Annotated in this window: 19 protein-coding genes and 1 pseudogene; 9 read left to right on the forward strand and 11 right to left on the reverse strand. The window is 70.6% G+C overall.

Translation table 11 applies throughout. From position 1 onward, the window contains the following. Positions 1-101: 101 nt before the first annotated feature. From CRP45_RS01900 to CRP45_RS01935, 8 genes and pseudogenes are all read right to left on the reverse strand, one after another. Positions 102-1,538 (reverse strand): GuaB1 family IMP dehydrogenase-related protein, encoded by a 1,437-nt coding sequence (locus tag CRP45_RS01900; protein WP_097244500.1) that lies wholly within the window; start codon positions 1,536-1,538, stop codon positions 102-104. Positions 1,539-1,666: 128 nt separating this feature from the next. Continuing rightward, the gene (locus CRP45_RS01905) at positions 1,667-2,512 is read right to left on the reverse strand and encodes a DMT family transporter (RefSeq protein ID WP_245909826.1); all 846 of its coding nucleotides are present in this window, start codon (positions 2,510-2,512) and stop codon (positions 1,667-1,669) included. Positions 2,513-3,969: 1,457 nt separating this feature from the next. Then, a pseudogene (locus CRP45_RS01910) lies at positions 3,970-5,352 on the reverse strand (DEAD/DEAH box helicase); the annotation flags it as partial. Between the two features lie 122 nt (positions 5,353-5,474). Next, on the reverse strand, positions 5,475-6,413 hold the full coding sequence (locus CRP45_RS01915; RefSeq protein ID WP_097243524.1) for a M56 family metallopeptidase: 939 nt from the start codon (positions 6,411-6,413) through the stop codon (positions 5,475-5,477). Positions 6,414-6,490: 77 nt separating this feature from the next. Continuing rightward, a complete protein-coding gene (locus CRP45_RS01920; RefSeq protein WP_067778283.1) occupies positions 6,491-6,883 on the reverse strand; it encodes a BlaI/MecI/CopY family transcriptional regulator in 393 nt (130 codons plus the stop codon). Positions 6,884-6,983: 100 nt separating this feature from the next. Next, entirely contained in the window at positions 6,984-7,817 is an 834-nt protein-coding gene (locus tag CRP45_RS01925; RefSeq protein ID WP_067778282.1) for an ABC transporter ATP-binding protein, read from the reverse strand. Next, the gene (locus tag CRP45_RS01930; RefSeq protein WP_245909828.1) at positions 7,814-8,935 is read right to left on the reverse strand and encodes a FecCD family ABC transporter permease; all 1,122 of its coding nucleotides are present in this window, start codon (positions 8,933-8,935) and stop codon (positions 7,814-7,816) included. Before CRP45_RS01930 ends, CRP45_RS01925 begins: the two co-directional genes overlap by 4 nt. A gap of 40 nt (positions 8,936-8,975) precedes the next feature. Further along, positions 8,976-10,004: a FecCD family ABC transporter permease gene (locus tag CRP45_RS01935; protein ID WP_308209641.1), complete on the reverse strand. Its 1,029-nt coding sequence runs from the start codon at positions 10,002-10,004 to the stop codon at positions 8,976-8,978. Positions 10,005-10,146: 142 nt separating this feature from the next. On the opposite strand from CRP45_RS01935, the gene CRP45_RS01940 reads away from it, so the two are divergent. From CRP45_RS01940 to CRP45_RS01955, 4 genes are all read left to right on the forward strand, one after another. Then, the gene (locus CRP45_RS01940; RefSeq protein WP_097243526.1) at positions 10,147-10,857 is read left to right on the forward strand and encodes a hypothetical protein; all 711 of its coding nucleotides are present in this window, start codon (positions 10,147-10,149) and stop codon (positions 10,855-10,857) included. 134 nt (positions 10,858-10,991) lie between these two features. Then, positions 10,992-11,693 carry a response regulator transcription factor gene (locus tag CRP45_RS01945; protein WP_097243527.1) on the forward strand — a complete coding sequence of 234 codons (702 nt, stop codon included), beginning with the start codon at positions 10,992-10,994 and terminating at the stop codon, positions 11,691-11,693. Beyond that, the gene (locus CRP45_RS01950; protein WP_097243528.1) at positions 11,680-13,080 is read left to right on the forward strand and encodes a sensor histidine kinase; all 1,401 of its coding nucleotides are present in this window, start codon (positions 11,680-11,682) and stop codon (positions 13,078-13,080) included. Before CRP45_RS01945 ends, CRP45_RS01950 begins: the two co-directional genes overlap by 14 nt. Positions 13,081-13,351: 271 nt before the next feature. Continuing rightward, a complete protein-coding gene (locus CRP45_RS01955; RefSeq protein WP_097243529.1) occupies positions 13,352-13,555 on the forward strand; it encodes a hypothetical protein in 204 nt (67 codons plus the stop codon). 135 nt (positions 13,556-13,690) lie between these two features. Here the strand turns inward: CRP45_RS01955 and CRP45_RS01960 are convergent, their stop codons facing one another. Together CRP45_RS01960 and CRP45_RS01965 are read right to left on the reverse strand one after the other, a co-directional pair. Next, positions 13,691-14,365: an MspA family porin gene (locus CRP45_RS01960; protein ID WP_097243530.1), complete on the reverse strand. Its 675-nt coding sequence runs from the start codon at positions 14,363-14,365 to the stop codon at positions 13,691-13,693. 67 nt (positions 14,366-14,432) lie between these two features. Then, positions 14,433-15,107: an MspA family porin gene (locus CRP45_RS01965; RefSeq protein ID WP_067778275.1), complete on the reverse strand. Its 675-nt coding sequence runs from the start codon at positions 15,105-15,107 to the stop codon at positions 14,433-14,435. Between the two features lie 607 nt (positions 15,108-15,714). On the opposite strand from CRP45_RS01965, the gene CRP45_RS01970 reads away from it, so the two are divergent. The 5 genes from CRP45_RS01970 (at position 15,715) to CRP45_RS01990 (ending at position 19,484) form a co-directional block, all read left to right on the forward strand. Continuing rightward, positions 15,715-16,536 carry a carbonic anhydrase gene (locus CRP45_RS01970; RefSeq protein ID WP_245909830.1) on the forward strand — a complete coding sequence of 274 codons (822 nt, stop codon included), beginning with the start codon at positions 15,715-15,717 and terminating at the stop codon, positions 16,534-16,536. A 100-nt stretch (positions 16,537-16,636) separates the two neighbouring features. Continuing rightward, a complete protein-coding gene (locus tag CRP45_RS01975; protein WP_372508015.1) occupies positions 16,637-17,026 on the forward strand; it encodes a PaaI family thioesterase in 390 nt (129 codons plus the stop codon). 92 nt (positions 17,027-17,118) lie between these two features. After that, entirely contained in the window at positions 17,119-17,421 is a 303-nt protein-coding gene (locus CRP45_RS01980; RefSeq protein ID WP_067778271.1) for an urease subunit gamma, read from the forward strand. A gap of 9 nt (positions 17,422-17,430) precedes the next feature. Next, positions 17,431-17,766, forward strand: a complete 336-nt coding sequence (locus CRP45_RS01985; protein WP_097243531.1) for an urease subunit beta — start codon at positions 17,431-17,433, stop codon at positions 17,764-17,766. Next, a complete protein-coding gene (locus CRP45_RS01990) occupies positions 17,763-19,484 on the forward strand; it encodes an urease subunit alpha (protein WP_097243532.1) in 1,722 nt (573 codons plus the stop codon). Before CRP45_RS01985 ends, CRP45_RS01990 begins: the two co-directional genes overlap by 4 nt. 9 nt (positions 19,485-19,493) lie before the next feature. Here CRP45_RS01990 and CRP45_RS01995 read toward each other — a convergent pair whose 3' ends face one another. Next, positions 19,494-20,273, reverse strand: a complete 780-nt coding sequence (locus tag CRP45_RS01995) for a VOC family protein (protein ID WP_143861306.1) — start codon at positions 20,271-20,273, stop codon at positions 19,494-19,496. Positions 20,274-20,298: the final 25 nt, after the last annotated feature.

Raw genomic sequence — 20,298 nt, forward strand, 5'->3', positions numbered from 1 at the left:
CATGCGGGATCGTGGCGCCGGGCGGACCCGGCAACCACCATGCTACCGGCCGACGCGGTGGATCGCGTCGGCCGGTAGCGGCGCCGTTCGCGTGTCGGTGCTCACCATCCGCTGGGCAGCGGACGTCCTTCCGCGAAGCCCGCGGCGGACTGCACGCCGAGCACGGCCTTGTCGTGGAATTCGGTGAGGGTGCGGGCGCCCGCGTAGGTGCACGCGCTGCGCACGCCGGAGCAGATGTGGTCGATCAGGTCCTCCACGCCGGGGCGCTCCGGGTCCAGTCGCATGCGCGAGCTGGAGATGCCCTCCTCGAACAGCGCCTTGCGCGCCCGATCGAATCCGCTGTCGGTGGCGGTGCGCGCGGCGACGGCGCGCTTGGAGGCCATGCCGAAGCTCTCCTTGTAGGCGTTGCCGTCGCGGTCCACCCGGAGATCGCCGGGGGACTCGTAGGTGCCCGCGAACCAGGAACCGATCATCACGTTGGACGCGCCCGCGGCCAGCGCCAGCGCCACGTCGCGCGGGTGCCGGACACCGCCGTCGGCCCAGACGTGCACGCCGAGTTCCTTTGCCGCGGTGGCGCATTCGGCAACTGCCGAGAACTGCGGGCGACCGACGCCGGTCATCATCCGCGTGGTGCACATGGCGCCGGGGCCGACACCGACCTTGACGATGTCCGCGCCCGCCGCGGCGAGATCACGGGTGCCCTCGGCCGAAACCACGTTGCCCGCGACCAGCGGCACGCCGAGGCCGAGGTCGGCGACCGCGCGCAACGTCTCGAGCATCTTCGCCTGGTGGCCGTGCGCTGTGTCGATGACGAGCAGGTCGGCGCCCGCGTCGACCAGCGCCTTGGCCCTGGCGGCCACGTCGCCGTTGATGCCGACCGCGGCCGCGACGCGAAGCTGGTCGTTGCCGTCGACGTTGGGCTGGTAGATGGCCGCGCGGATGGCGCCGGTGCGGGTCATCACGCCGGCCAGCGAGCCGTCCTCGTCGGCGAGCACGGCCAGGTGCGCGTGCTCGGACTCGAGCAGGTCGAACAGTTCGCGGGGAGAAGTGCTCGCGGGCGCCTGCACGAAATCGGTGACGGCGACCTCGCGCAGCCGGGCGAAACGGTCCACGTCGGTGCACGAGCCCTCGGTGACCACGCCGACCGGCTTGCCGTCCTCGACCACGACCAAGGCTCCGTGCGCACGCTTGTGCATCAGCGCAACGGCCTCGGAGACCGACCGATCCGGGTCGAGGGTGACCGGGGTGTCGGCGGTGAGCGAGCGGCTCTTGACGAACGCGATGGTGTCGGCGGCCGCGCTGATCGGCAGGTCTTGCGGGAGGACGACGAGGCCGCCGCGCCGCGCGACCGTCTCGGCCATGCGGCGGCCCGCGACCGCGGTCATGTTCGCCACGACGATGGGAATGGTGGTGCCGGAACCGTCGACGGTCGACAGGTCCACGTCGAATCGGGACGCGACGTCGGTCCGGTTCGGGACGAGGAAGATGTCGTTGTAGGTGAGGTCGTACGGCGGCTGGTGTCCAGGGAGAAACTGCACTTGACCCATACTAACCGTGAGCTCGGGGTCGCGCGGCAATTCTCCGGCGCACCGGGGCTGCGGTCCCAACTGGCGGGACTGGGCGTCCGCGTCGCGGACTCCTGGCGCGGGGCCGAGCCAAACCGTCGTCAGGCAGCGGCTTGCGCGCGGGAGAGCTGAATTGTGGTGGCGCACATGACGACTACGGCGAGCGCGGTGATCAACACTCCGAAATCGTTGGTGCGCAAGTTCTCGTCGAGCACGGTGAGGCCGAGGAAGGCGGCGGCCAGCGGTTCGGCGATGGTGACGGCGGGCAGTGAGGCGGTGAGCGAACCGGCTTGGAAAGCGCGCTGCTGGAAGTAGACGCCGACCAGGCCGGAGGCGACCAGCGCCCACGTCTGCCAGCTGCCGAGGACGTGGCCGAGGCCGTGCTCGAACAGATCCGTGACGTAGGAGGTCAGCGCGGCGGCCAGCCCGTACAGCGCCCCGCCCGCCGCGCCGAACAGCAGCGCACGGTGGCCGCGGTCGCCGCTGCCGAGCGCGACAGCAACCGCGGCGGCGATCGCGCCGAGCAGAATCGCCAACGGAACGACCCAATCGCGCAGTGGCGCAGTCGAATCGCCTTCGGAGGGATTGCCGACCAGGAGAAAGCAGGCCAGTGCCGCGACCAGCGCCGACGCGGCAGCCCAGTTGCGCGCCCCGACCCGCCGTCGATTGAGCCGCGCCGACAGCGGCAGCGCGAACACCAGCGAACTGACCAGGATCGGCTGCACCAGCAGCACCGGCCCCAGCGCGAGCGCCGCGACCTGCATCGCGTACCCACCCACGTCCCCGCCGACCCCGGCCCACCAACGCGGACTGCGCACGAGCGCCCCGACCAACGACTGCTCCTCCGGCACCGCCGCCGCGGCCCGCTGCTGCGCCACCGCCGCCACCGCGAACAACAGCGCGGCGACAAGCGCGCAAACCACGGCCCCCAACGGATGATGCGGCACCGACTCAGTTTGCCCGCCAATAGCCGACCCGCCCATCCGCCCCACCGCACCCGGCGCGTCGCCTGTGCACCCCGGGCGTGTCGCGACCACTGATGCCCGCATCGACCGGGCTGACACAAATCTTGTGCACGCCTCACATAGTCGGTGCCTGTGTGAGGCGTGCGGTGGGTGTGTGGTGACTCTGCCGCGGGCGAATCCCGGTGTGCGCGCGAGGCGGTCGGTTGGGGCGGTGGCGTTGGCCGGTGCCGCGGCGGCGGGCTGGCCGGTGGTGTCCGGTGTCGGCGCAGATCTTGTGTACGCCGCACTGGGTTGGCGCCTGCGCGAGGTGTGCCCGCATCGCCGCCCGCACCGAGCCCGGTGAGCGCCTGCTGTGGAATGCCCGCTCAGTGCGTTGGCACAGATCTTGTGCACGCCTCACATAGTCGGTGTCTGTGTGAGGCGTGCGGTGGGTGTGTGGCGACTCTGGCGCGGACGAAACCCGGTGTGCGCGAGGCGGTCAGTTGGGGCGGCGGCGTTGGCCGGTGCCGCGGTGGCGGGGCTGGCCGATGTATCCCGCGTTGGCGCAGAGCTTATGTCGCCTCACTGAGTCGGCGCCTGTGCGAGGCGTGCACTAGGTGTGCTCGCATCGCCGACCGGCGCGCGGAGCCCGGTGGGTGCCTGGTGTGGAGGTTGCCCGCCGCGAGTGCGTTGGCACAGGTCTTCTGTACGCCTCACATAGTCGGTGCCTGTGTGAGGCGTGCAGTGGGTGTGTGGCGACTCTGCCGCGGACGAAACCCGGTGCGCGCGAGGCGGTCAGTTGGGCGGTATTGCCCGGAGCCGTGGCGGTGGGGCTGGCCGGCGGTGTCCGGCGTTGGCACGGATCTTGTGTACGCGTCTCTGAGTCGGCGCCTGTGCGAGGCGTGCACTAGGTGTGCCCGTGTCGCCGACCGGCGCGGAGCCCGGTGGGTGCCTGGTGTGGAGGTTGCCCGCCGCGAGTGCGTTGGCACAGATCTTGTGCACGCCTCACATAGTCGGTGCCTGTGTGAGGCGTGCGGTGGGTGTGTGGCGACTTCTGCGAGTGAATCCCGGTGCGCGCGAGGCGGTCAGTTGGGGCGGCGGCGTTGGCCGGAGCTGCGGCGGCGGGGCTGGCCCGTGGTGTCCCGTGTCGGGGTGAGGTCGGCCGAGCGGCGGCCCGCGCGGGTTCGGGGGGCCGGGGCGGAACCGTCGGAACGGGGCGCGATGCGATCGCGGGTGTCGGTGCGGCGACGGGACGGGGTGGTGTGCGCGTCCGCCGTGGAGCGTCGAGCGGATTCGGTTGCGGTGCTACGGCTTTCGGTCGACCGCGCACCCTCGGCGCGAGGTGGGCGGCCCGCGGCGGTGGTCGAGCGGTTGCCGCGGGAACGCCTTCCCTGCGAGGGGGTTTCGTCGTGTGACGTCGATCCCGTGGTGTGGCGGCGCCCGGAAGTCGCCTCGGCGGCGCGGCGCCCGTCGGACCCGGTGCCTGCCGTAGCCGCGCGTCCTCTGGACTTGGCCGCGGTGGTAGCCCGGGACCCGGTGGACTTCGCGCCCGCGGATCCTCGGCGTCCGTTGCCCTTCGCTCCCGCCGAAGCGGCCCGTTCGTCGGCGCCGTCGGACTTCACCGCGGTGGCGCCGGGCAGGGTGACCGGAACACCGGACGGTCTCCGCGCGCCGGTGATCGCGGCCAGCCGTCGATCACCGGGCGACACCTCGACACCTTCGATATCGACCCCCGCCTTGCGGGTCATCTTCTCCACGTCGGTCCGCTCGACCTCGGTGACCAAGGTGACGACGACGCCGTCCTCGCCCGCGCGGGCGGTGCGGCCCGCCCGGTGCAGGTAGGCCTTGGGCTCCGCGGGCGGGTCGACGTGCACGACGAGGGAGATGCCGTCGACGTGGATGCCGCGGGCGGCGACGTCGGTGGTGACGAGCACCGGGACGCTGCCGTCGGCGAAGGCCGCGAGCGTTCGCGTCCGGTTGTTCTGCGCCTTGCCGCCGTGCAGCGCGCCCGCCGCGACACCGGCGGCGCGCAGTTGCTTGGCCAGCCGGTCGGCACCGTGCTTGGTGCGGACGAACAGAATGGTGAGCCCGTCGCGGGACGCGATCTCGGCGACGACGTCGCGCTTGTCGGCCTTGTGCACGAACAGCAGGTGGTGCGACATGGTGGCGACCGCGGCCGACGGCGGCGCGGTGGAATGCGTCACAGGCGAGCGCAGGTAGCGCTTGACCAACTTGTCGACATCGCCGTCCAGGGTGGCGGAGAACAGCAGACGCTGACCGTCTTTCGGCGTCCGGTCGAGCAACTTGGTGACCTGCGGAAGGAAGCCCATATCGGCCATGTGGTCGGCCTCGTCCAGCGCGGTGATCAGCACGTCGGACAGGTCGGCCGAGCCTTGCAGGATCAGGTCCTGCAACCGGCCGGGGGTGGCGATGAGCAGGTCGACGCCGCGCGCCAGCCGGTCGGCCTGCCGCTTGATCGGCGCGCCGCCCACCACCGAGGCGATGCGTAGTCCGAGCGCGAGCGCGGGCTCGTCGAGCGCGCGCTCGATCTGCGCGGCCAGCTCTCTCGTGGGCACCAGCACGAGTCCGCGCGGTCGCCCCGGCTTGGCGGCGCCGCCCGCGAGCCGCGCCAGCATGGGCAGTCCGAAGGCGAGTGTCTTGCCGGATCCGGTCGGGCCGCGCCCGAGCACGTCCTTGCCCGCCAGCGTGTCCGGGACCGTCGCGGCCTGGATAGGGAAGGGCGCCTCGATGCCGTCGCGGCGTAGCGCCTGGACGAGCGGAACGGGCAGGCCCAGATCAGCGAAGGTGACGCTGGGCGCCGCAGCGGCGGGCGAGGGAGTCAAAGGGTGGGGGCCTTTCGTGTGTTTCGACGTGCGCGACGAGTTCGGCACGCGAACGGGCGCGGCGGACCGCGACGTCCTGAACGGAGTGAAGCGAGCGACCGGCGACCGCCGGATCGAGGAGGTCAGTGGTGGAACAACCGACTGAGTTCGACCAGCCAGGGTACCGCGACGGCCAACGTGGGAACCACGAGGATGGCGACCGAGCCGAGATACGCGGCCGAGGCCACCCGGAAATCACCGACCCGCCCGCTCAGCCGCTGGATGCGGATCAGCGTGGTGGGACCGCCCGCGGCCAGCGCGCCCTGCGGCGCGGTCGACTTCGCGCACGCCACCAGCGCCCGCGCGAGCGGCTTGGGACCGGTGACCTTGACGGCGGAATCGTCGGCGAGCAACTCGATCAACAGCTTGACCGAGCCGAGCGCGGCCTTGCTGCGCACCACCCGAGGAAACGCCTCGTGCACCGCGGTGAACGCCTCGAGCACCAGATCGTGCCTGGCCCGCAGGTGCGAGCGCTCGTGGCTGACGATGGCCTTGACCTCGGACTGGTCCAGGCTGGTCAGCGTGCCCGCGCTGAGCACAACCCGCTGGCGAAGGCCGGGCAGACAGTAGGCGATCGGTTCGGGCGCGGCGAGCACCCGGATGTCGTGCGCGGGCCGGTGCGGACCGCTCTGGTCGAGCAGGTCGACAAGCATGCGGTGCCGTGCCCGGCGCCTGCGGGTGTGCACGCCGACGCGGATCACCGAGAAGATCAGCCGCGCGCCGATCAACAAGGTCAGCGCGAAGACGGTGACGTAGGCCAGCCACAGCGGCAGGCCGAGCGCGTCGATCTCGCGGGTGGGTGAGGTGGTGGGACGTCCGTCGGGCCCCGGCACCAGCAGTTCGGCGGCGATCGCGAGACCGGAACCGAACGCGCTGAGCACGGCGGCGAGCGCGATGGCCTGCCACAACACGAGTGCGGCGCGCGGCGTCCGGTACGGCCACGTCGCGCGGCTGAGCAGCGCAGGGGCGGGCCCCGCGAGAAGCAAGGCGAGACCGGCGAAGACCGGCGCGGTTGCGTTCATCGACTCAGCTCACTGCGTTGTGGGGCCTGGCGCTCACGGCTTTGTGAGGCCCGGGGGCCGTGCGGCCATCCCCGATACTACTTGGGCGGTGGTTGATTGCCTTCGGATGCCTCGAGCTTAGCGAGTGCCTCGCGCAGCGCATCCGCTTCGTCGCGTCCGACCTGCTCCACGAAATGCACCAGCGCGGCGGCGCGGCTGCCTGCGGCGTCGGCCTGTTGCAGCGCGTCCACCATCAGCGAGGCGACCAGTTCGTCCCGGGTGTGCACGGGCGCGTACCGATGCGCGCGGTCGTCGCGCCGCTGGACCACCAGATTCTTCTTGGCGAGTCGCTGCAACACGGTCATCACCGTGGTGTACGCGAGTTCGCGGCGCGCGGCCAGTGCTTCGTGCACCTGCCGGACGGTCTGCGGTTCATCGCTCGACCACAACTGGTCCATGACCGCTTTCTCGAGTTCACCGAGTCCTGCCATTCCCCAAGTTTACGGACCCAACGACACGAATGCGTACTACACCCTGTCGTAACTGTCCGGTAGCTGTGTGGTATTGGTCATACCTCGCGAACGGGATGGATCACTCCGCGGTCGCGCCCGGCAGTACGTGCCGGGCGCCGATCGGCACGATCATCGGCCGACCGGACACCGGGTCCTCGAGCACCGAGGCGTCCAACCCGAAGACCTCTTTGAGCAGCGCGGCGGTGACGATGTCGGCAGGGGCGCCCTGCGCGACGATCCGTCCGGCGTGCATGACGACGAGCTGATCGCTGTACCTGATGGCCAGGTTCAGGTCGTGCAGCACCATCACCACGGTGCGGCCGAGATCGTCGTGCAGCCGGTCGACCAGATCGAGCACCTCGAGCGAATGCGCGAGATCCAGGTAGGTCGTCGGCTCGTCGAGCAACAGGATGTCGGTGCCCTGCGCCAGCGCCATGGAGATCCAGGCGCGCTGGCGCTGGCCGCCCGAGAGCTCGTCGAGCGCGCGGTCGGCCAAGTCGGCGATGCCGGTCTGCTCGAGCGCGGTCATCACCTCCGTCTCGTCCGCCGCCGACCATTGCCGGATCCAGGACTGGTGCGGATGACGCCCGCGCGCGACCAGGTCGGCGACCGTCAACCCCTCCGGCGCGACCGGCGTCTGCGGAAGCATGCCGACGACGCGCGCGACGTCCTTGGTCTTCATCGAGGAAATGGCCTTGCCGTCCAACAGGATTCGGCCCCCGCGCGGCCGCAGCAACCGGCCGAGCGAGCGCAGCAGGGTGGACTTGCCGCAGCCGTTGGGGCCGATGACGGTGGTGATCACACCGGGGGTGATGTCCAGGGTGAGCCCGTCGACGATGACGCGGTCGCCGTAGCCGAGGCTGATCTGTTCTGCGGCCAGCTGGTGCGCGGCGGCGGTGGTGGTGACGGTCATGACAGGGTCGCCTTCCGGTTCATACGCACGAGCAGGTACAGCAGGAACGGTCCGCCGAATCCGGCGGTCACGATGCCGACGGGCAGGTCCATCGGAAACAGCGTGCGCGCGGCCGCGTCCGCTCCGACCACCAGGATCGCACCGATCAGCGCCGAGCCGATCAACGGTTCTCCCGGCGTGCGCAGCAGTCGCCGCGCGATCTGCGGTCCGGCCAGCGCGACGAACGCGATCGGACCGGCGGCCGCGGTCGCCACCGAGGCCGCCACCACCGACGCGCCGATCAGGATGGCCTGCTGGGTCTGGATTCGCACGCCGAGCGACCTGGTGGTCTCGGTGCCGAGCCGCAGCGCGGCCAGCGTGCGCGCCGAACCCACCGCGACGAGCGCGACGACGGCCAGCGCGATTGCCGCGGGCACGAACTGGTCCCGGTCGGCGCCGTTGAGCGATCCGGTCAGCCACAGCTGCGCGCGGGCGGCGTCCTGCCAGGTTCCGAGCGTGAGCACCCAGTTGATGCCGCCCATGAGCAACATGTTGACGCCGATGCCGATGAGCACGAGACGCAGTCCGGTCGCGCCGAATTCGCCTGCGGCGGTGCGGCCGAGCGCGAGCGTGTAGATCACGGCGGCGGTCAGCAATCCGCAGACCAGCGCGGCAAGCGGTGCGCCGAGCGTGGCGGCGAAGCCCGTCGTGGCGCCGCCGGTGGCGACCAGTACCGACACCGCGCCGAGGCTGGCTCCCGTGGTGATGCCCAGCATGTCGGGACTGGCGAGCGGGTTGTGCAGGATCGACTGGGTGATCGCGCCCGCGAGTCCGAGTGCCGCGCCGACGATCACGGCGGTGAGCGCGCGCGGCAGCCGCGAGTCGAGCACGATGTAGCGCTGCGATCGGCTGCCGCCGCCGGAGAGCACGTCGAGCACCCGCCCGATCGGAATGTGCGTGTCGCCCACGGCGATGTCCACGCAGAACAGGGCGAAGGCCAGCGCCGCGAGCGCCAGCACGATCGCGACCATCACCGGTCGCAACACCAGCGAGACCGGACCGATCCGCAAGGCGGGCCGCACCCGGCGCAGCTCGGCCGAAACGGCCTGCGTATCCGTGGTTTTCACGTCGACGTTCACCGCGTCCTCCCGGCGGTCGCGGTGACGGATCGTTCGAGCCTCACAGGTTCACCAGCTTTCGGCGGCGCACGAGCGCGATGAAGAAGGGGGCGCCGACGACGGCCAGCATCACACCGGCCTGGAGCTCGCCCGGCCGCGCGACGAGCCTGCCCGCGACGTCGGCGACCAGCAACAGCAGCGCGCCGAGCAAGCCCGAATAGGGGATGAGCCAGCGGAAGTCGGGTCCGGTGAACAGCCGCGCGGCGTGCGGGACGATGAGTCCGAGGAAGGCGATCGGTCCGACGGCCGCGGTCGCACCGCCGCACAGCAGCACCACCGCGGTGAGCCCGAGGGCGCGGCTGCGGCCGACGTGCACGCCGAGCCCGCGCGCGACCTCGTCGCCGAGGGTGAGCAGATTGAGACCGGGCGCGGCGACGACGGCGAGCAGCAAGCCGAGCGCCAGGAACGGCAGCACCTGCCAGAACACCTGCGCGTCCCGCCCTGCGACCGCGCCGACCACCCAGAAGCGATAGGTGTCCAGCGCCGAGGGATCCAGCAGCACAATGGCATTCGTCATGGCCTGCAAGAACGCGGTGAGCGCGGCGCCCGCGAGCACCAGGCTCAGCGGGCTGGCCTTGCCGCCGCCGATGGACGAGAACCCGAAGACGGCGAGCCCGGTCAGCAACGCTCCGGCGAACGCGAACCAGATGTACTGCTCGGCCAAGGTGAAGCCGAACAGGTACATGCTCAGCGCGGCGAGAAAGGCCGCGCCGGAATTGAGTCCGAGCAGGCTCGTGTCCGCCAGCGGGTTGCGGGTGTAGCCCTGGATCAGCGCGCCGGTGACGCCGAGCGCGATGCCGGTGAGCAGCGCGAGCGCGGTACGCGGCAGTCGCAGCGACCGCACGATCTGCTCCTCGGCGGTCTGCGCCGGGCAGCTGAACGGTCCGCCCTGGCAGGTCAGCGCGTCGCGCACGGCGTCGTAGACGGTGCCGGGCGACAGCGACCGCGAACCGAGCGCGATGCTCGCCACCGCCGCGAGGAACAACAGCGCGAACAGGAGGACAAGGCCGGTCAGGCGACGCCGCCTCACAGTGGCAAGGGGTGTCACGGTGAAGTACTGCTCCTGTCGTTGTGGTGCTGAACCTATGTTGTGCCCCGGGGTTGCCAGGTTGGGTAAGCCTAACCTATCTTCCGAACTCGACTCTATGAGGAGCCGATCCCGAGGAGGTTCGATGCTCGAGCCATTGACAACCCGCCAGGTCCGCGACGCCGAGGTGGCGTTCGGTCGTGCCTGCACCCGGCTGCGGGCCTTGCAGCCGGAGCATCCGCGGGTGTATGCCGTTGCCGCCATGGGTGATCAGGGCAAACGCCGATGGTGGAAGCTGTCCGAGGGGCTGCGCGAGGGCCGCATCGAGCTGATGTACCGGCGCCACGCCGCCGAGATGATCAGCGCCGACACCGCCGCCGAAGTGGTTGCCACCGCGCTGATCCACGCGGTGATCGGACGGGTGGCCGCGCTGCTCGTCGCCGAGGGCAAGGCGTGGGATCCCGGCCTGGAGAACCTCTGGGTGCACCACGACAACGACGGCGGCATCGACTGGGCGGGCGTGGAGGACATCACCATTCGCGCGATCGACGGCGAACGCTCCGCCGGGGAGCCGGGTGTGGTGACGCTGCCCTGCGAGCGCGCCATGTTCGTCTGGTTGGCGCATCGCTGCGAACCGTCGCTGACCCTGATCCAGCACGGTCTCGCCCGGTGTTCCGGTCTGAGCGCGCGGCGGTTCTGGTCGCTGGTCGGCGAATCCCTCGGCGGCGCCGCGACTTACGTGCCGGATCTGGCCCGCACCGACGCCGAGGACGGCGCCCGGCGCGGCCAAGGACTGCTGCTCGCGCTGGAGGAGCGCGGACTGCCGGTCCGCCGCGCCGCCTGCCTGGTTCGCTGAGTTCACCCGCGTTCGCCGCGGCGGTGTTTTCCCGTCATCTCGGTTGGGTACTCTGCGCGCCGGTGAACCGCGGCCGATGCTGACGCGGCGCGTCGGTGTCTCGGAAGGCCCTGATCGTCAGCGCGAGGAGTGGCATGACTCAGCTGATGATCGTCGAGGACGACGACCGGGTACGGACCGCGTTGCGGCTGGCGATGGAAGACGAGGGCTACGACGTCGCCGAGGCCGAGGCCGCGGAGACGGCGCTGGATCACCTGCGCGACAACGGCGCACCGGACGTGATGATCATCGACCTGATGCTCGGCGGCATGGACGGCTTCACCTGTATCCGGGAGATCCGGCGCGACCACCAGGTGCCGATCATCGTGGTCAGCGCCCGCGACGACACCCACGACGTCGTGGCCGCCCTGGAGGCGGGCGCCGACGACTTCGTCACCAAGCCGTTCGAGGTCAACGAGATCACCGCCCGCATGCGCGCGCTGCGCAGGCGCGCGGCTCTGACCGCCGAACGCGACGCGCCCCAGGACATCGTGCTGGACGCCGCTCGCCGCCTTGTGCTTTCGCCGCAGCGCGGCACGGTCCGCTGCGGCGGGGACGACCTGCATCTCACCCTGACCGAATTCCGGCTGCTGTGCGAACTGGCCGAGAATCCCGGCTTCGTGCTCAGCCGTCCCGTGCTGCTCGACCGGGTCTGGGACCGCGGCTTCTTCGGCGACGAACGGATCGTCGACGTGCACCTGCGGCGGCTGCGCACCAAGATCGAGCGCGACCCGTCCGATCCTCGCCTCATCGTCACCGTGCGCGGCCTCGGCTATCGCCTCGATGTCCAGGACTGATCGCCGCCGCGCGCTGGTCCCGTTGCGGAGTCTGCGCGGGCGAGTCGTCTTCGCCTTCGCGTCCAGCGCGAGCCTGGTGGCCTTGGTTCTCGTCGCGTCCGTCTTCATGATCGGCCGCGATTACATGGAGTCCCAACGTGTCCGGGCCGTGGAGCGGGGCGCGGAGGCGCACGCCGAGATGCTGCGCGCCCTGCTCGAGGACCCCGGCGCGAACGGCGCCACCGCACTGGGCGCGCTGAACCCGCCGCCCGACACCGTGGTGCTGCTGCGGTGGAACTCCGAATGGTTCAGCAGCGACCCGGATTTCGACTCAGATCTCGCCATGGTGCTGCCGCACGGCCACGGCAGGCGCGGACCGGGCCCCACCGAACGCGTCGTCCTCGACGGGCGGTCGTTCCTGCGGACCGGGGTGGTGCTCGGTGAAAAGGGCGGCGTGCTCTACGAATTCGCGCCGCTGACCGAGCTCGAGGCCACCCTGCGCATGCTGCGCAACGTGTTGCTCGTCTGCGGCCTCGCCGCGGTCGCGATCGGCGCGGCGCTCGGCGTGTGGGCGAGCCACCACGCGCTGAAGCCGCTGCGCCAAGTGGCACGGACCGCGGCCCGAATCGCCGCGGGGGAGCACGAGATCCGGCTGCCGAGCTCCCGCGACCGGGACCTCTCGACCACGGTGGACGCGTTCAACGCCATGGTCGACGCGCTGCAACGGCGCATCGAGCGGGAACGCAGGCTGGTGTCCGACATCGGTCACGAGCTGCGTACCCCGCTGACCACGCTGACCACCGGTGTCGCCGTGATGAACAGGCACACCGAGGAACTGCCCGAGCGGCCGCGCCAAGCGCTCGGCCTGGTGAACGCCGAACTCGACCATCTGCGGCGCCTACTGGAGGATCTGCTCGCGCTGGCCAGGGCGGAGGCGGGCATCCACCGCTCGGATCTGGAGCCGCTCTCGCTCGGCGAGTTGCTGTCCAACACCCTCGCGGCGCGCAACTACGACACCGCGTTGCTGCATGTCGAGTCGGATGTCGTCGTCGAGGGCCGAAAGATCGAGTTGGAGCGCGCCGTAGCCAATCTGCTGGAGAACGCGGACCGGCACGGGGACGGCGTCGTCGGGGTGCGGGTCGGCAGGGAGGGGCAGCACGCCGTGCTCGCCGTCGACGACGCGGGCCCCGGCGTTCCGGAACCCGACCGCGAGCGCATCTTCGAGCGCTTCGCGACGGTCCGCACGAGCCGGCGGTCCACGGCGGGCACCGGCATCGGGCTCGCCCTCGTCGCGGAGACGGTGGCCGCGCACCGCGGCGCCATCGCGTGCGTCGAAAGGCCTGGGGGCGGTGCGCGTTTCGTCGTTGTGCTGCCCGCCGTCGCGGTTCGTCATGAAATCGCAAACTGATCGTTCGAATCGTCGCAATGAAGCTCGGTCATCATGATCACCGTGAGGCAGCCCCGGTCGTGGAGTCGTGCGCGGTTCCCGCGGCCGGGTTGCTGCGCACCCACCCGGTCACCGGAATCCCTGGCCGGACACCGCCGTTCGTCACGGAGGAGGACGCTGTGCCTCGGCGGATCGACCGCCCGATGAGCCGAGCGCGCGACCGACGAATCCGGCGGTGTGCCATCAGGGGTTCCGGTGCCCGACAGGACTCACGCGCGCGTCGAGCGGGGTCATGACGGCCGACGAATCCGCGGACGAAGTCCGCGTGCGGCTGCGTTTTCCCGACGGGGGAGCCGTCCTCGAATACCGCGCCGCCGCGGCCGTCGCGCGGAGGTTGTCCGTCGAACTGGGCCGCTACGGCGTGAGCGTCACCGTCGACGATCAGGTGCACGCGGAGCTGGCCGCACTGCCCAACACCGAACTCTGGTCGCGCTGAGCGCCTTTCGGTGGGAGCTGATCGGTCCGGAAGCCGAAGTCGCGTCGGAACGTCCGGCGCGCGAATGCGTTTCGACCGAGAAACGACCGGGGCCCGGCGTGTCGACGCCGGGCCCCGATGACGCTCGTGGCGAGATCAGCCGATGCTGAAGGGCTTGCCCCACAGCGTGATCACCGACATCACGTTGGTGGTCTCGACCTTCACCTTGACGAACGAGCGCGCCTGCGCGTAACCGCCACAGCCGGACAGGCCGATGGTGGTGTCGGCCCAGGTGACGCTGCCGCTGGTGCCCTTGAACTTGTTGCGCTTCTCGTGCGACTCGTTGCCGAAGTCGTCGGACTCCTCGATGTCGAGGACGTAGAACGACTTGGCCTGGCCGGGTCCGAGCGACAGCTCGCCGCCGCTCTCGGCGCCGACGTTCGGCTCCACCTGGTCCCCGCTCCAGTCCACCTCGCCGGTGACGCCGCCCTCGACGCCGCCGCCGTCGATGTTGACCTGGCAGCCGACGACGTAGCCCGGGTAGATCTTGCCGCCCTTGGCATTCGGGCCGGACAGCTCGACCTGCGCGCTGGCCGACACCCAGGCGTTGCGGTGCACCGGGGTCGAGCCCATGGACGGGCTGATGGTGGCGGACTCGCCGACCAGGCGCACCGTGACGACGGTGCCGTCGGTCAGGGTCTTGGTGATCTCGCCGCCGGGCAGCGGGACGAAGGTGTCGGCGTGCGCGGCGCCGGTGGAGAACAGGCCCACCGCGACGGTGGCCGCGGCGCCGAGCCCCGCCGCCCGTGCGATGCTCTTGCGATCGATCATGGTTGTGTTGCCCCTCGAGGGTTGAAGTCGCTTCAGCGCGAGTGTGTTTCGTGGACCACTGCCGACGTCAGCCGATGCTGAACGGCGCGCCGTAGAGGGTGGTCTTGGAGTAGTGGTCGCCGATGATCTCGACGACGGTGTAGGCGCGCGCCTGGGCGTAACCCGCGCAGCCCTGGATCTCGATCTCCACGTCCTGATACTCGACCGAGTAGACGCCGGGCTTCAGGATGTCCTTGTAGTCGATCTGGACGAACTTCACCTGGCCGGGGCCGAGTTCGAGGCCGATCGAGCCGCCGATGCTGCCGCCGCTGAGGTCGATGCCGCCGGAGACGCCCGCGCTGATCGCGTCGTCGCCGATGCTCACCTGGCAGCCGACGATGTAGCCGGTGTTCAGCTGGGAAGCGCCGTGCGTCGAGGAGTTGTTGGTGCCCGCTCCGTTGGCGGGGCCGTTGTTGGGGCCGACCTCGCCCTCCGGGGTGACCGTGACGTCGGCGACGACGGTGCCCGAGACCCAGGCGACCCGGCCCGCGCCGTTGGCGGCCAGCGAGGGCGAGATCACCGCGCGCTCACCGGTCCTGGCGATCGTGACGCCCGGTCCGACCCGCTCCCCGTTCGGCAGTGGCACAAAGGTGTCCGCGTCGGCAGCGCCGGTGGACAGCAGGCCCATGGCAACGGCCGCGGCGGCGCCGACGCCCGCGACGCGGCCGCCGCTTCGCAGACCGCTGGAGCGATTCATGCTCATACTTCCCCTCATCAGGTTGGAACGTTGCGCCTCGCGGGTGGAGACGGAGAGCCTCCGCGAGGCGCACCCGAGCTTGATCAATCGCGTTGTCCACCCGATGAACCGCCGTCGCCCGCGTCGATGAACGCTCCGGGACGCTCGTGTGTCCAGTTCTTTGCGATCGTGTGTCGACGGCCGACACGAACTCGACATGTGCTGTCGCGGTGCGATGTTCGCGTGCGAGGAAGCGAGAATGGAGGCGTCGGAAGTAATGAGCGGCGGGCTCCACGTGGTGACGTGGAGCCCGCCGCGGCAGTGGATCGGGGTCACCGCAGCCCTCGGGACTCTCTCGATCCTGACGCCGAGATGAGTATAGGTCAGGCTTACCTAACTTGGCAACAGGTGGCTTTCCGCCGCGTGTCGTGTGACATTTTCGCCGCCCGCGGCACTGGCGTGTCGTGCGGGACCGGTCCTACTCTGTCGCCCGACACGAACCGCGAGATCCCCTGACCCAAAGGGATTTTCGTCGCAAACCGTACAGACCGGCGCGTCGACCACCGCCGAGTACCGGCCCGTCCGGGGCACGTGTCGGGACCGTGTGTGCCGATGCCGAGGAGTCGTATCCGTTTTGTCCGTTCACCGATCGTTTCGTTCGCGTCCGCTCGCCGCCCTGCTGGCCGCGACCGCCCTGTTCGCCGCGATCTCGTGTGGCGCCGAACAGCCGACGTTGCGCAACCATGCGGAAAGTCCGTCCGCGCACGTCCCCGCGCACTGGGATTACGACGCCGAGGGGCCCGACCACTGGGCCGACCTGGACCGTGACTTCCTGACCTGCCGCAGCGGCCACGAGCAGTCGCCGGTCGACCTGTCCGGATCCGCCCGGCTCGACCCCGCCGACCACATCGACGTCGAGTACCGGCCGATCCCGGCGGTTCGCTTGGTCAACAACGGCCACACCGTCCAGGCGGAGGTGCCCGAGGGCAGCGGCAACCGCATCCTCGTCGCGGGCGAGCCCTACGAGCTGCTCCAGTTCCACTTCCATCTGCCCAGCGAGCACACCGTCGACGGACGTGGCGCCGCGATGGAGTTGCACCTGGTGCACAAGAACAACGCGGGACGACTCGCCGTGCTCGGCGTGCTGATGGAGGCGGGCCAAGGCCCCTCGGTGTTCGGACCGCTCCTGGCCGCCACGCCGAGAACCGCGGACGCGGCGGTCTCCTTCGACGGACCGCTCGATCCGTCGGCGTTCCTGCCCGCCGCGCGCGATCAGTTCCGCTACCGCGGGTCGCTCACGACGCCGCCGTGCAGCGAGGGCGTGTCCTGGACGGTGTTGAGCGCGCCGGTCGCGGTGGCGCCGGAGGAGATCGAGCTGTACCACTCGCTGTTCGCGCACAGCAACCGGCCGACCCAGCCGCTCAACGGCCGCACCGTCACCCTGGCCGGTAACTGAACCCGCCGCGTTCGACTGTTTCGTGTGGTGTAAAGCTGGGTTCATGACGCAACAGGAGACCGGGGCCGTTCGTTCGCTGGCCGATGTCACGCCGGAGCTGATGAACAAGGTCAGCGAGGGCACCTTCGCGGACCTGATCGGACTGCGCTACACCGAACTGCGCCCGGACCTGGTCCGCGGCGAGTGGGTCGTCAAGCCGCACCTCTACCAGCCGGCGGGCATCCAGAACGGCGGCGTGTACTGCACCGTCATCGAGACGCTCGCCAGCATCGGCGGCGGCGTCTGGTACGGCGAGCGCGGCACCGTCGTCGGCGTGAACAACAACACCGACTTCCTGCGCGCCGTGCGCGAGGGCACCCTCTACGGCGAGGCGACCCCGCTGCACCAGGGCCGCACCCAGCAGCTGTGGCAGGTCGTGATCACCGACGAGGAACAGCGCGTGGTGGCCCGCGGTCAGGTCCGGCTGCAGAACCTGCCCAAGCGCGACTGACCCTGCTCTCGACTCCGCGCTGTCGACCGGCGCGCGGGGAAGTGGCGTGCCAGAATGACCGTCACCCGTCCGTCGACCGGTGAGGAGTCCGGATGCGACTGTCGCCGCACGAGCAGGAGCGCCTGCTGCTGAGCTACGCCGCCGAGCTGGCGCGGCGCAGACAGGCTCGCGGACTGAAGCTCAACCATCCCGAGGCGGTCGCCCTCATCACCGATCACGTGCTCGAGGGCGCGCGCGACGGGCGCACCGTCGCCGAGCTGATGTCGTCCGGGCGCACCGTGCTGTCGCGCGACGACGTGATGGCGGGCGTGCCCGAGATGATCCACGACGTCCAGGTGGAGGCGACCTTCCCGGACGGCACCAAACTCGTCACGGTCCACCACCCGATCGCCTAGGGCGCCACTATGATTCCTGGCGAATACTTCTGCGCCGAGGGCGTGATCGAGCTCAACGCGGGCCGCGACCGCGTCGAGCTGGACGTGGTCAACACCGGTGACCGCCCCGTACAGGTCGGCAGCCACGTGCACTTCCCGCAGGCCAACCCTGCGCTCGACTTCGATCGCGCCGCCGCGCACGGACGTCGGCTCGACATACCCGCGGGCACCGCGGTGCGATTCGAACCCGGTCTCGGCCAACGGGTTTCGCTGGTGCCGCTCGGCGGGACCCGTGAGGTGCACGGCATAAGCCTGACGCCGCCCGGACCGCTGGACGCGCCACGGACCGTCGAGGGGGAGCGGTGACCGAACTGAGCAGGGCCCGCTACGCCGAACTGTTCGGGCCGACCGTGGGCGACCGAATCCGCTTGGCCGACACCGATCTGCTGATCGAGATCACCGAGGACCGCTGCGGCGGACCGGGTCTCGCGGGTGACGAGGCGGTCTTCGGCGGCGGCAAGGTGCTGCGCGAATCCATGGGCCAGTCCCGCGCCACCCGCGCCGAGGGCGCGCCGGACACGGTCATCACCGGCGCGGTGATCGTCGACCACTGGGGAATCGTCAAGGCCGACATCGGCATTCGTGACGGCCGCGTCTGCGGCATCGGCAAGGCGGGCAACCCCGACACCATGTCGGGCGTGCACCAGGCCCTCGTGGTCGGCCCGTCCACCGAGATCATCGCGGGCAACGGCCGCATCGTCACCGCGGGCGCCATCGACTGCCACGTGCACTTCATCTGCCCGCAGCTGATGGAGGAGGCGCTCGGCGGCGGGATCACCACCCTCGTCGGCGGCGGCACGGGCCCGGCGGAGGGTTCCAAGGCCACCACCGTGACCCCGGGCGCCTGGCACCTCGCCAGGATGCTGGAGGCCACCGATCACTGGCCGCTGAACATCGTGCTGCTCGGCAAGGGCAACACCGTCAGCGAAGAAGCCATGTGGGAGCAATTGCGCGCCGGCGCATCGGGTTTCAAGCTGCACGAGGACTGGGGCTCGACACCGGCGGCGATCGACGCCTGCCTGCGGGTCGCGGACGCCTCCGGCGTGCAGGTCGCCCTGCACTCGGACACGTTGAACGAGGCCGGTTTCGTCGAGGACACCCTCGCCGCGATCGCCGGACGCGGTATCCACGCCTATCACACCGAGGGAGCGGGCGGCGGGCACGCGCCCGACATCATCACCGTCGCCTCGCATCCCAACGTGCTGCCGAGTTCGACGAACCCCACCCGGCCGCACACGATCAACACCCTCGACGAGCACCTGGACATGCTCATGGTCTGCCATCACCTGAGCCCGTCCATTCCGGAGGATCTCGCGTTCGCGGAGAGCCGGATCCGCCCGTCCACCATCGCCGCCGAGGACCTGCTGCACGACCTCGGCGCCATCTCGATGATCGGCAGCGATTCGCAGGCGATGGGCCGGATCGGCGAGGTGGTACTGCGCACCTGGCAGACCGCGCACGTCATGAAGCGCCGCCGCGGCTCGCTGCCCGGCGACGGCGCCGCCGACAACGCCAGGGTGCGCCGCTACGTCGCCAAATACACCATCTGCCCCGCCGTCGCGCACGGCTTGGACGACGAGATCGGCTCGGTGGAGGTCGGCAAACTCGCCGACCTCGTGCTGTGGGACCCGGCGTTTTTCGGTGTGCGCCCGCACGCCGTGCTCAAGGGCGGGGCGATCGCGTGGGCGGCCATGGGCGACGCCAACGCCTCCATTCCCACCCCGCAGCCGGTGCTGCCGCGCCCGATGTTCGGCGCGGCCGCACCGGTCGCGGCGGCCACCTCGCTGCACTTCGTCTCCGAACAAGCCGTCGAAGACGGACTCGCGGACCGCTTGGCTGTGCGCCGAAAGCTGGTGCCCGTCAAGAACGTTCGCCGTCTGTCGAAGTCGGACATGCCGCTCAACGACGCGCTGCCGCGCATCGAAGTGGAGCCGGACACCTTCACCGTCCGGGTCGACGGCGAGGTGTGGGCCGAGCAGCCCGCGACGGAACTGCCCATGGCGCAGCGCTATTTCCTCTTTTGACGCGCGGGCTCAGGCGCCGAACGACATGATCGCGAACGCGGCGCCCGCCGGATCGGCGAGTGCGGCGACGCGCGAGGGGCCAGGCAAGTCCTGCGGTTCGGCGAGCAGTTTGCCGCCCAGTTCCGCGGCGCGGGCGACCACGGCGTCCACCTCGGCGACACGAATGGTGATCGACCAGGAGGGCGCGGGTTCACCCGGCTGGGCGTGGTGTGCGCCGCCGAACTCGTGCCCGCCGGAACCGGGAGAGAGTGCCTGGTACGGGTTTTCGGTCGCGGTCTCCCACGCGGCGTTGGTGTGCTTCCAGCCGAGAACCCGCGCGTAGTGCGCCATCGCGTCGGCCGGAGCGCCCGGCGCGGCGTATTCCACCCAGCACGGGCCGTTGACGGCGCCCCAGTTCTGGCTGCCGGGATGCGTGATCAGCTGGGCGATCGCGTAATCCGCGCCCGTCGGATCGGTGAGCACCGCGAAGGTCAACTGCCCGAAGACATCTATCGGTTCGCAGAAGACGGTCGCGCCCGCGTCCCGCGCCTCGGCGACGGTGGCCGCGGCGTCGGCCACCGAGAAATACGGCGTCCAGGCCGCCGGGACAGTGCTGCCGTCCGGCGCCGTGGCCGGAGCGATGCCCGCCACCTGGGCGTCGCCCTGGCGCAGGATGGTGTAGTGGCCCGCCTCGGCGCCCTGATCCTCGGCCGTCCAGCCGAACAGGGCGGTGTAGAACTCGGCCGAGGCCGGGATGTCCGGGGCCGTGACATCGAACCAGCACGGGGCGCCCGCGGCGAATGCTTGCATGGTGTTCTCCTCGACGTGTAGGTGT

Origin of the sequence: Nocardia amikacinitolerans (assembly GCF_900215415.1) — a bacterium.
GTDB lineage: Bacteria > Actinomycetota > Actinomycetes > Mycobacteriales > Mycobacteriaceae > Nocardia > Nocardia amikacinitolerans.

What these genes read in the sequence shown, in the direction of transcription:
- CRP45_RS01945 (WP_097243527.1), top strand. Translation starts at nt 10,992, where the DNA reads ATGACTCAGCTGATGATCGTCGAGGACGACGACCGGGTACGGACCGCG.
- CRP45_RS01995 (WP_143861306.1), bottom strand. Translation starts at nt 20,273, where the DNA reads ATGCAAGCATTCGCCGCGGGCGCCCCGTGCTGGTTCGATGTCACGGCC.
- CRP45_RS01965 (WP_067778275.1), bottom strand. Translation starts at nt 15,107, where the DNA reads ATGAGCATGAATCGCTCCAGCGGTCTGCGAAGCGGCGGCCGCGTCGCG.
- CRP45_RS01915 (WP_097243524.1), bottom strand. Translation starts at nt 6,413, where the DNA reads ATGAACGCAACCGCGCCGGTCTTCGCCGGTCTCGCCTTGCTTCTCGCG.
- CRP45_RS01940 (WP_097243526.1), top strand. Translation starts at nt 10,147, where the DNA reads ATGCTCGAGCCATTGACAACCCGCCAGGTCCGCGACGCCGAGGTGGCG.
- CRP45_RS01920 (WP_067778283.1), bottom strand. Translation starts at nt 6,883, where the DNA reads ATGGCAGGACTCGGTGAACTCGAGAAAGCGGTCATGGACCAGTTGTGG.
- CRP45_RS01955 (WP_097243529.1), top strand. Translation starts at nt 13,352, where the DNA reads ATGACGGCCGACGAATCCGCGGACGAAGTCCGCGTGCGGCTGCGTTTT.
- CRP45_RS01980 (WP_067778271.1), top strand. Translation starts at nt 17,119, where the DNA reads ATGCGACTGTCGCCGCACGAGCAGGAGCGCCTGCTGCTGAGCTACGCC.
- CRP45_RS01960 (WP_097243530.1), bottom strand. Translation starts at nt 14,365, where the DNA reads ATGATCGATCGCAAGAGCATCGCACGGGCGGCGGGGCTCGGCGCCGCG.
- CRP45_RS01950 (WP_097243528.1), top strand. Translation starts at nt 11,680, where the DNA reads ATGTCCAGGACTGATCGCCGCCGCGCGCTGGTCCCGTTGCGGAGTCTG.
- CRP45_RS01985 (WP_097243531.1), top strand. Translation starts at nt 17,431, where the DNA reads ATGATTCCTGGCGAATACTTCTGCGCCGAGGGCGTGATCGAGCTCAAC.
- CRP45_RS01925 (WP_067778282.1), bottom strand. Translation starts at nt 7,817, where the DNA reads ATGACCGTCACCACCACCGCCGCCGCGCACCAGCTGGCCGCAGAACAG.
- CRP45_RS01975 (WP_372508015.1), top strand. Translation starts at nt 16,637, where the DNA reads ATGAACAAGGTCAGCGAGGGCACCTTCGCGGACCTGATCGGACTGCGC.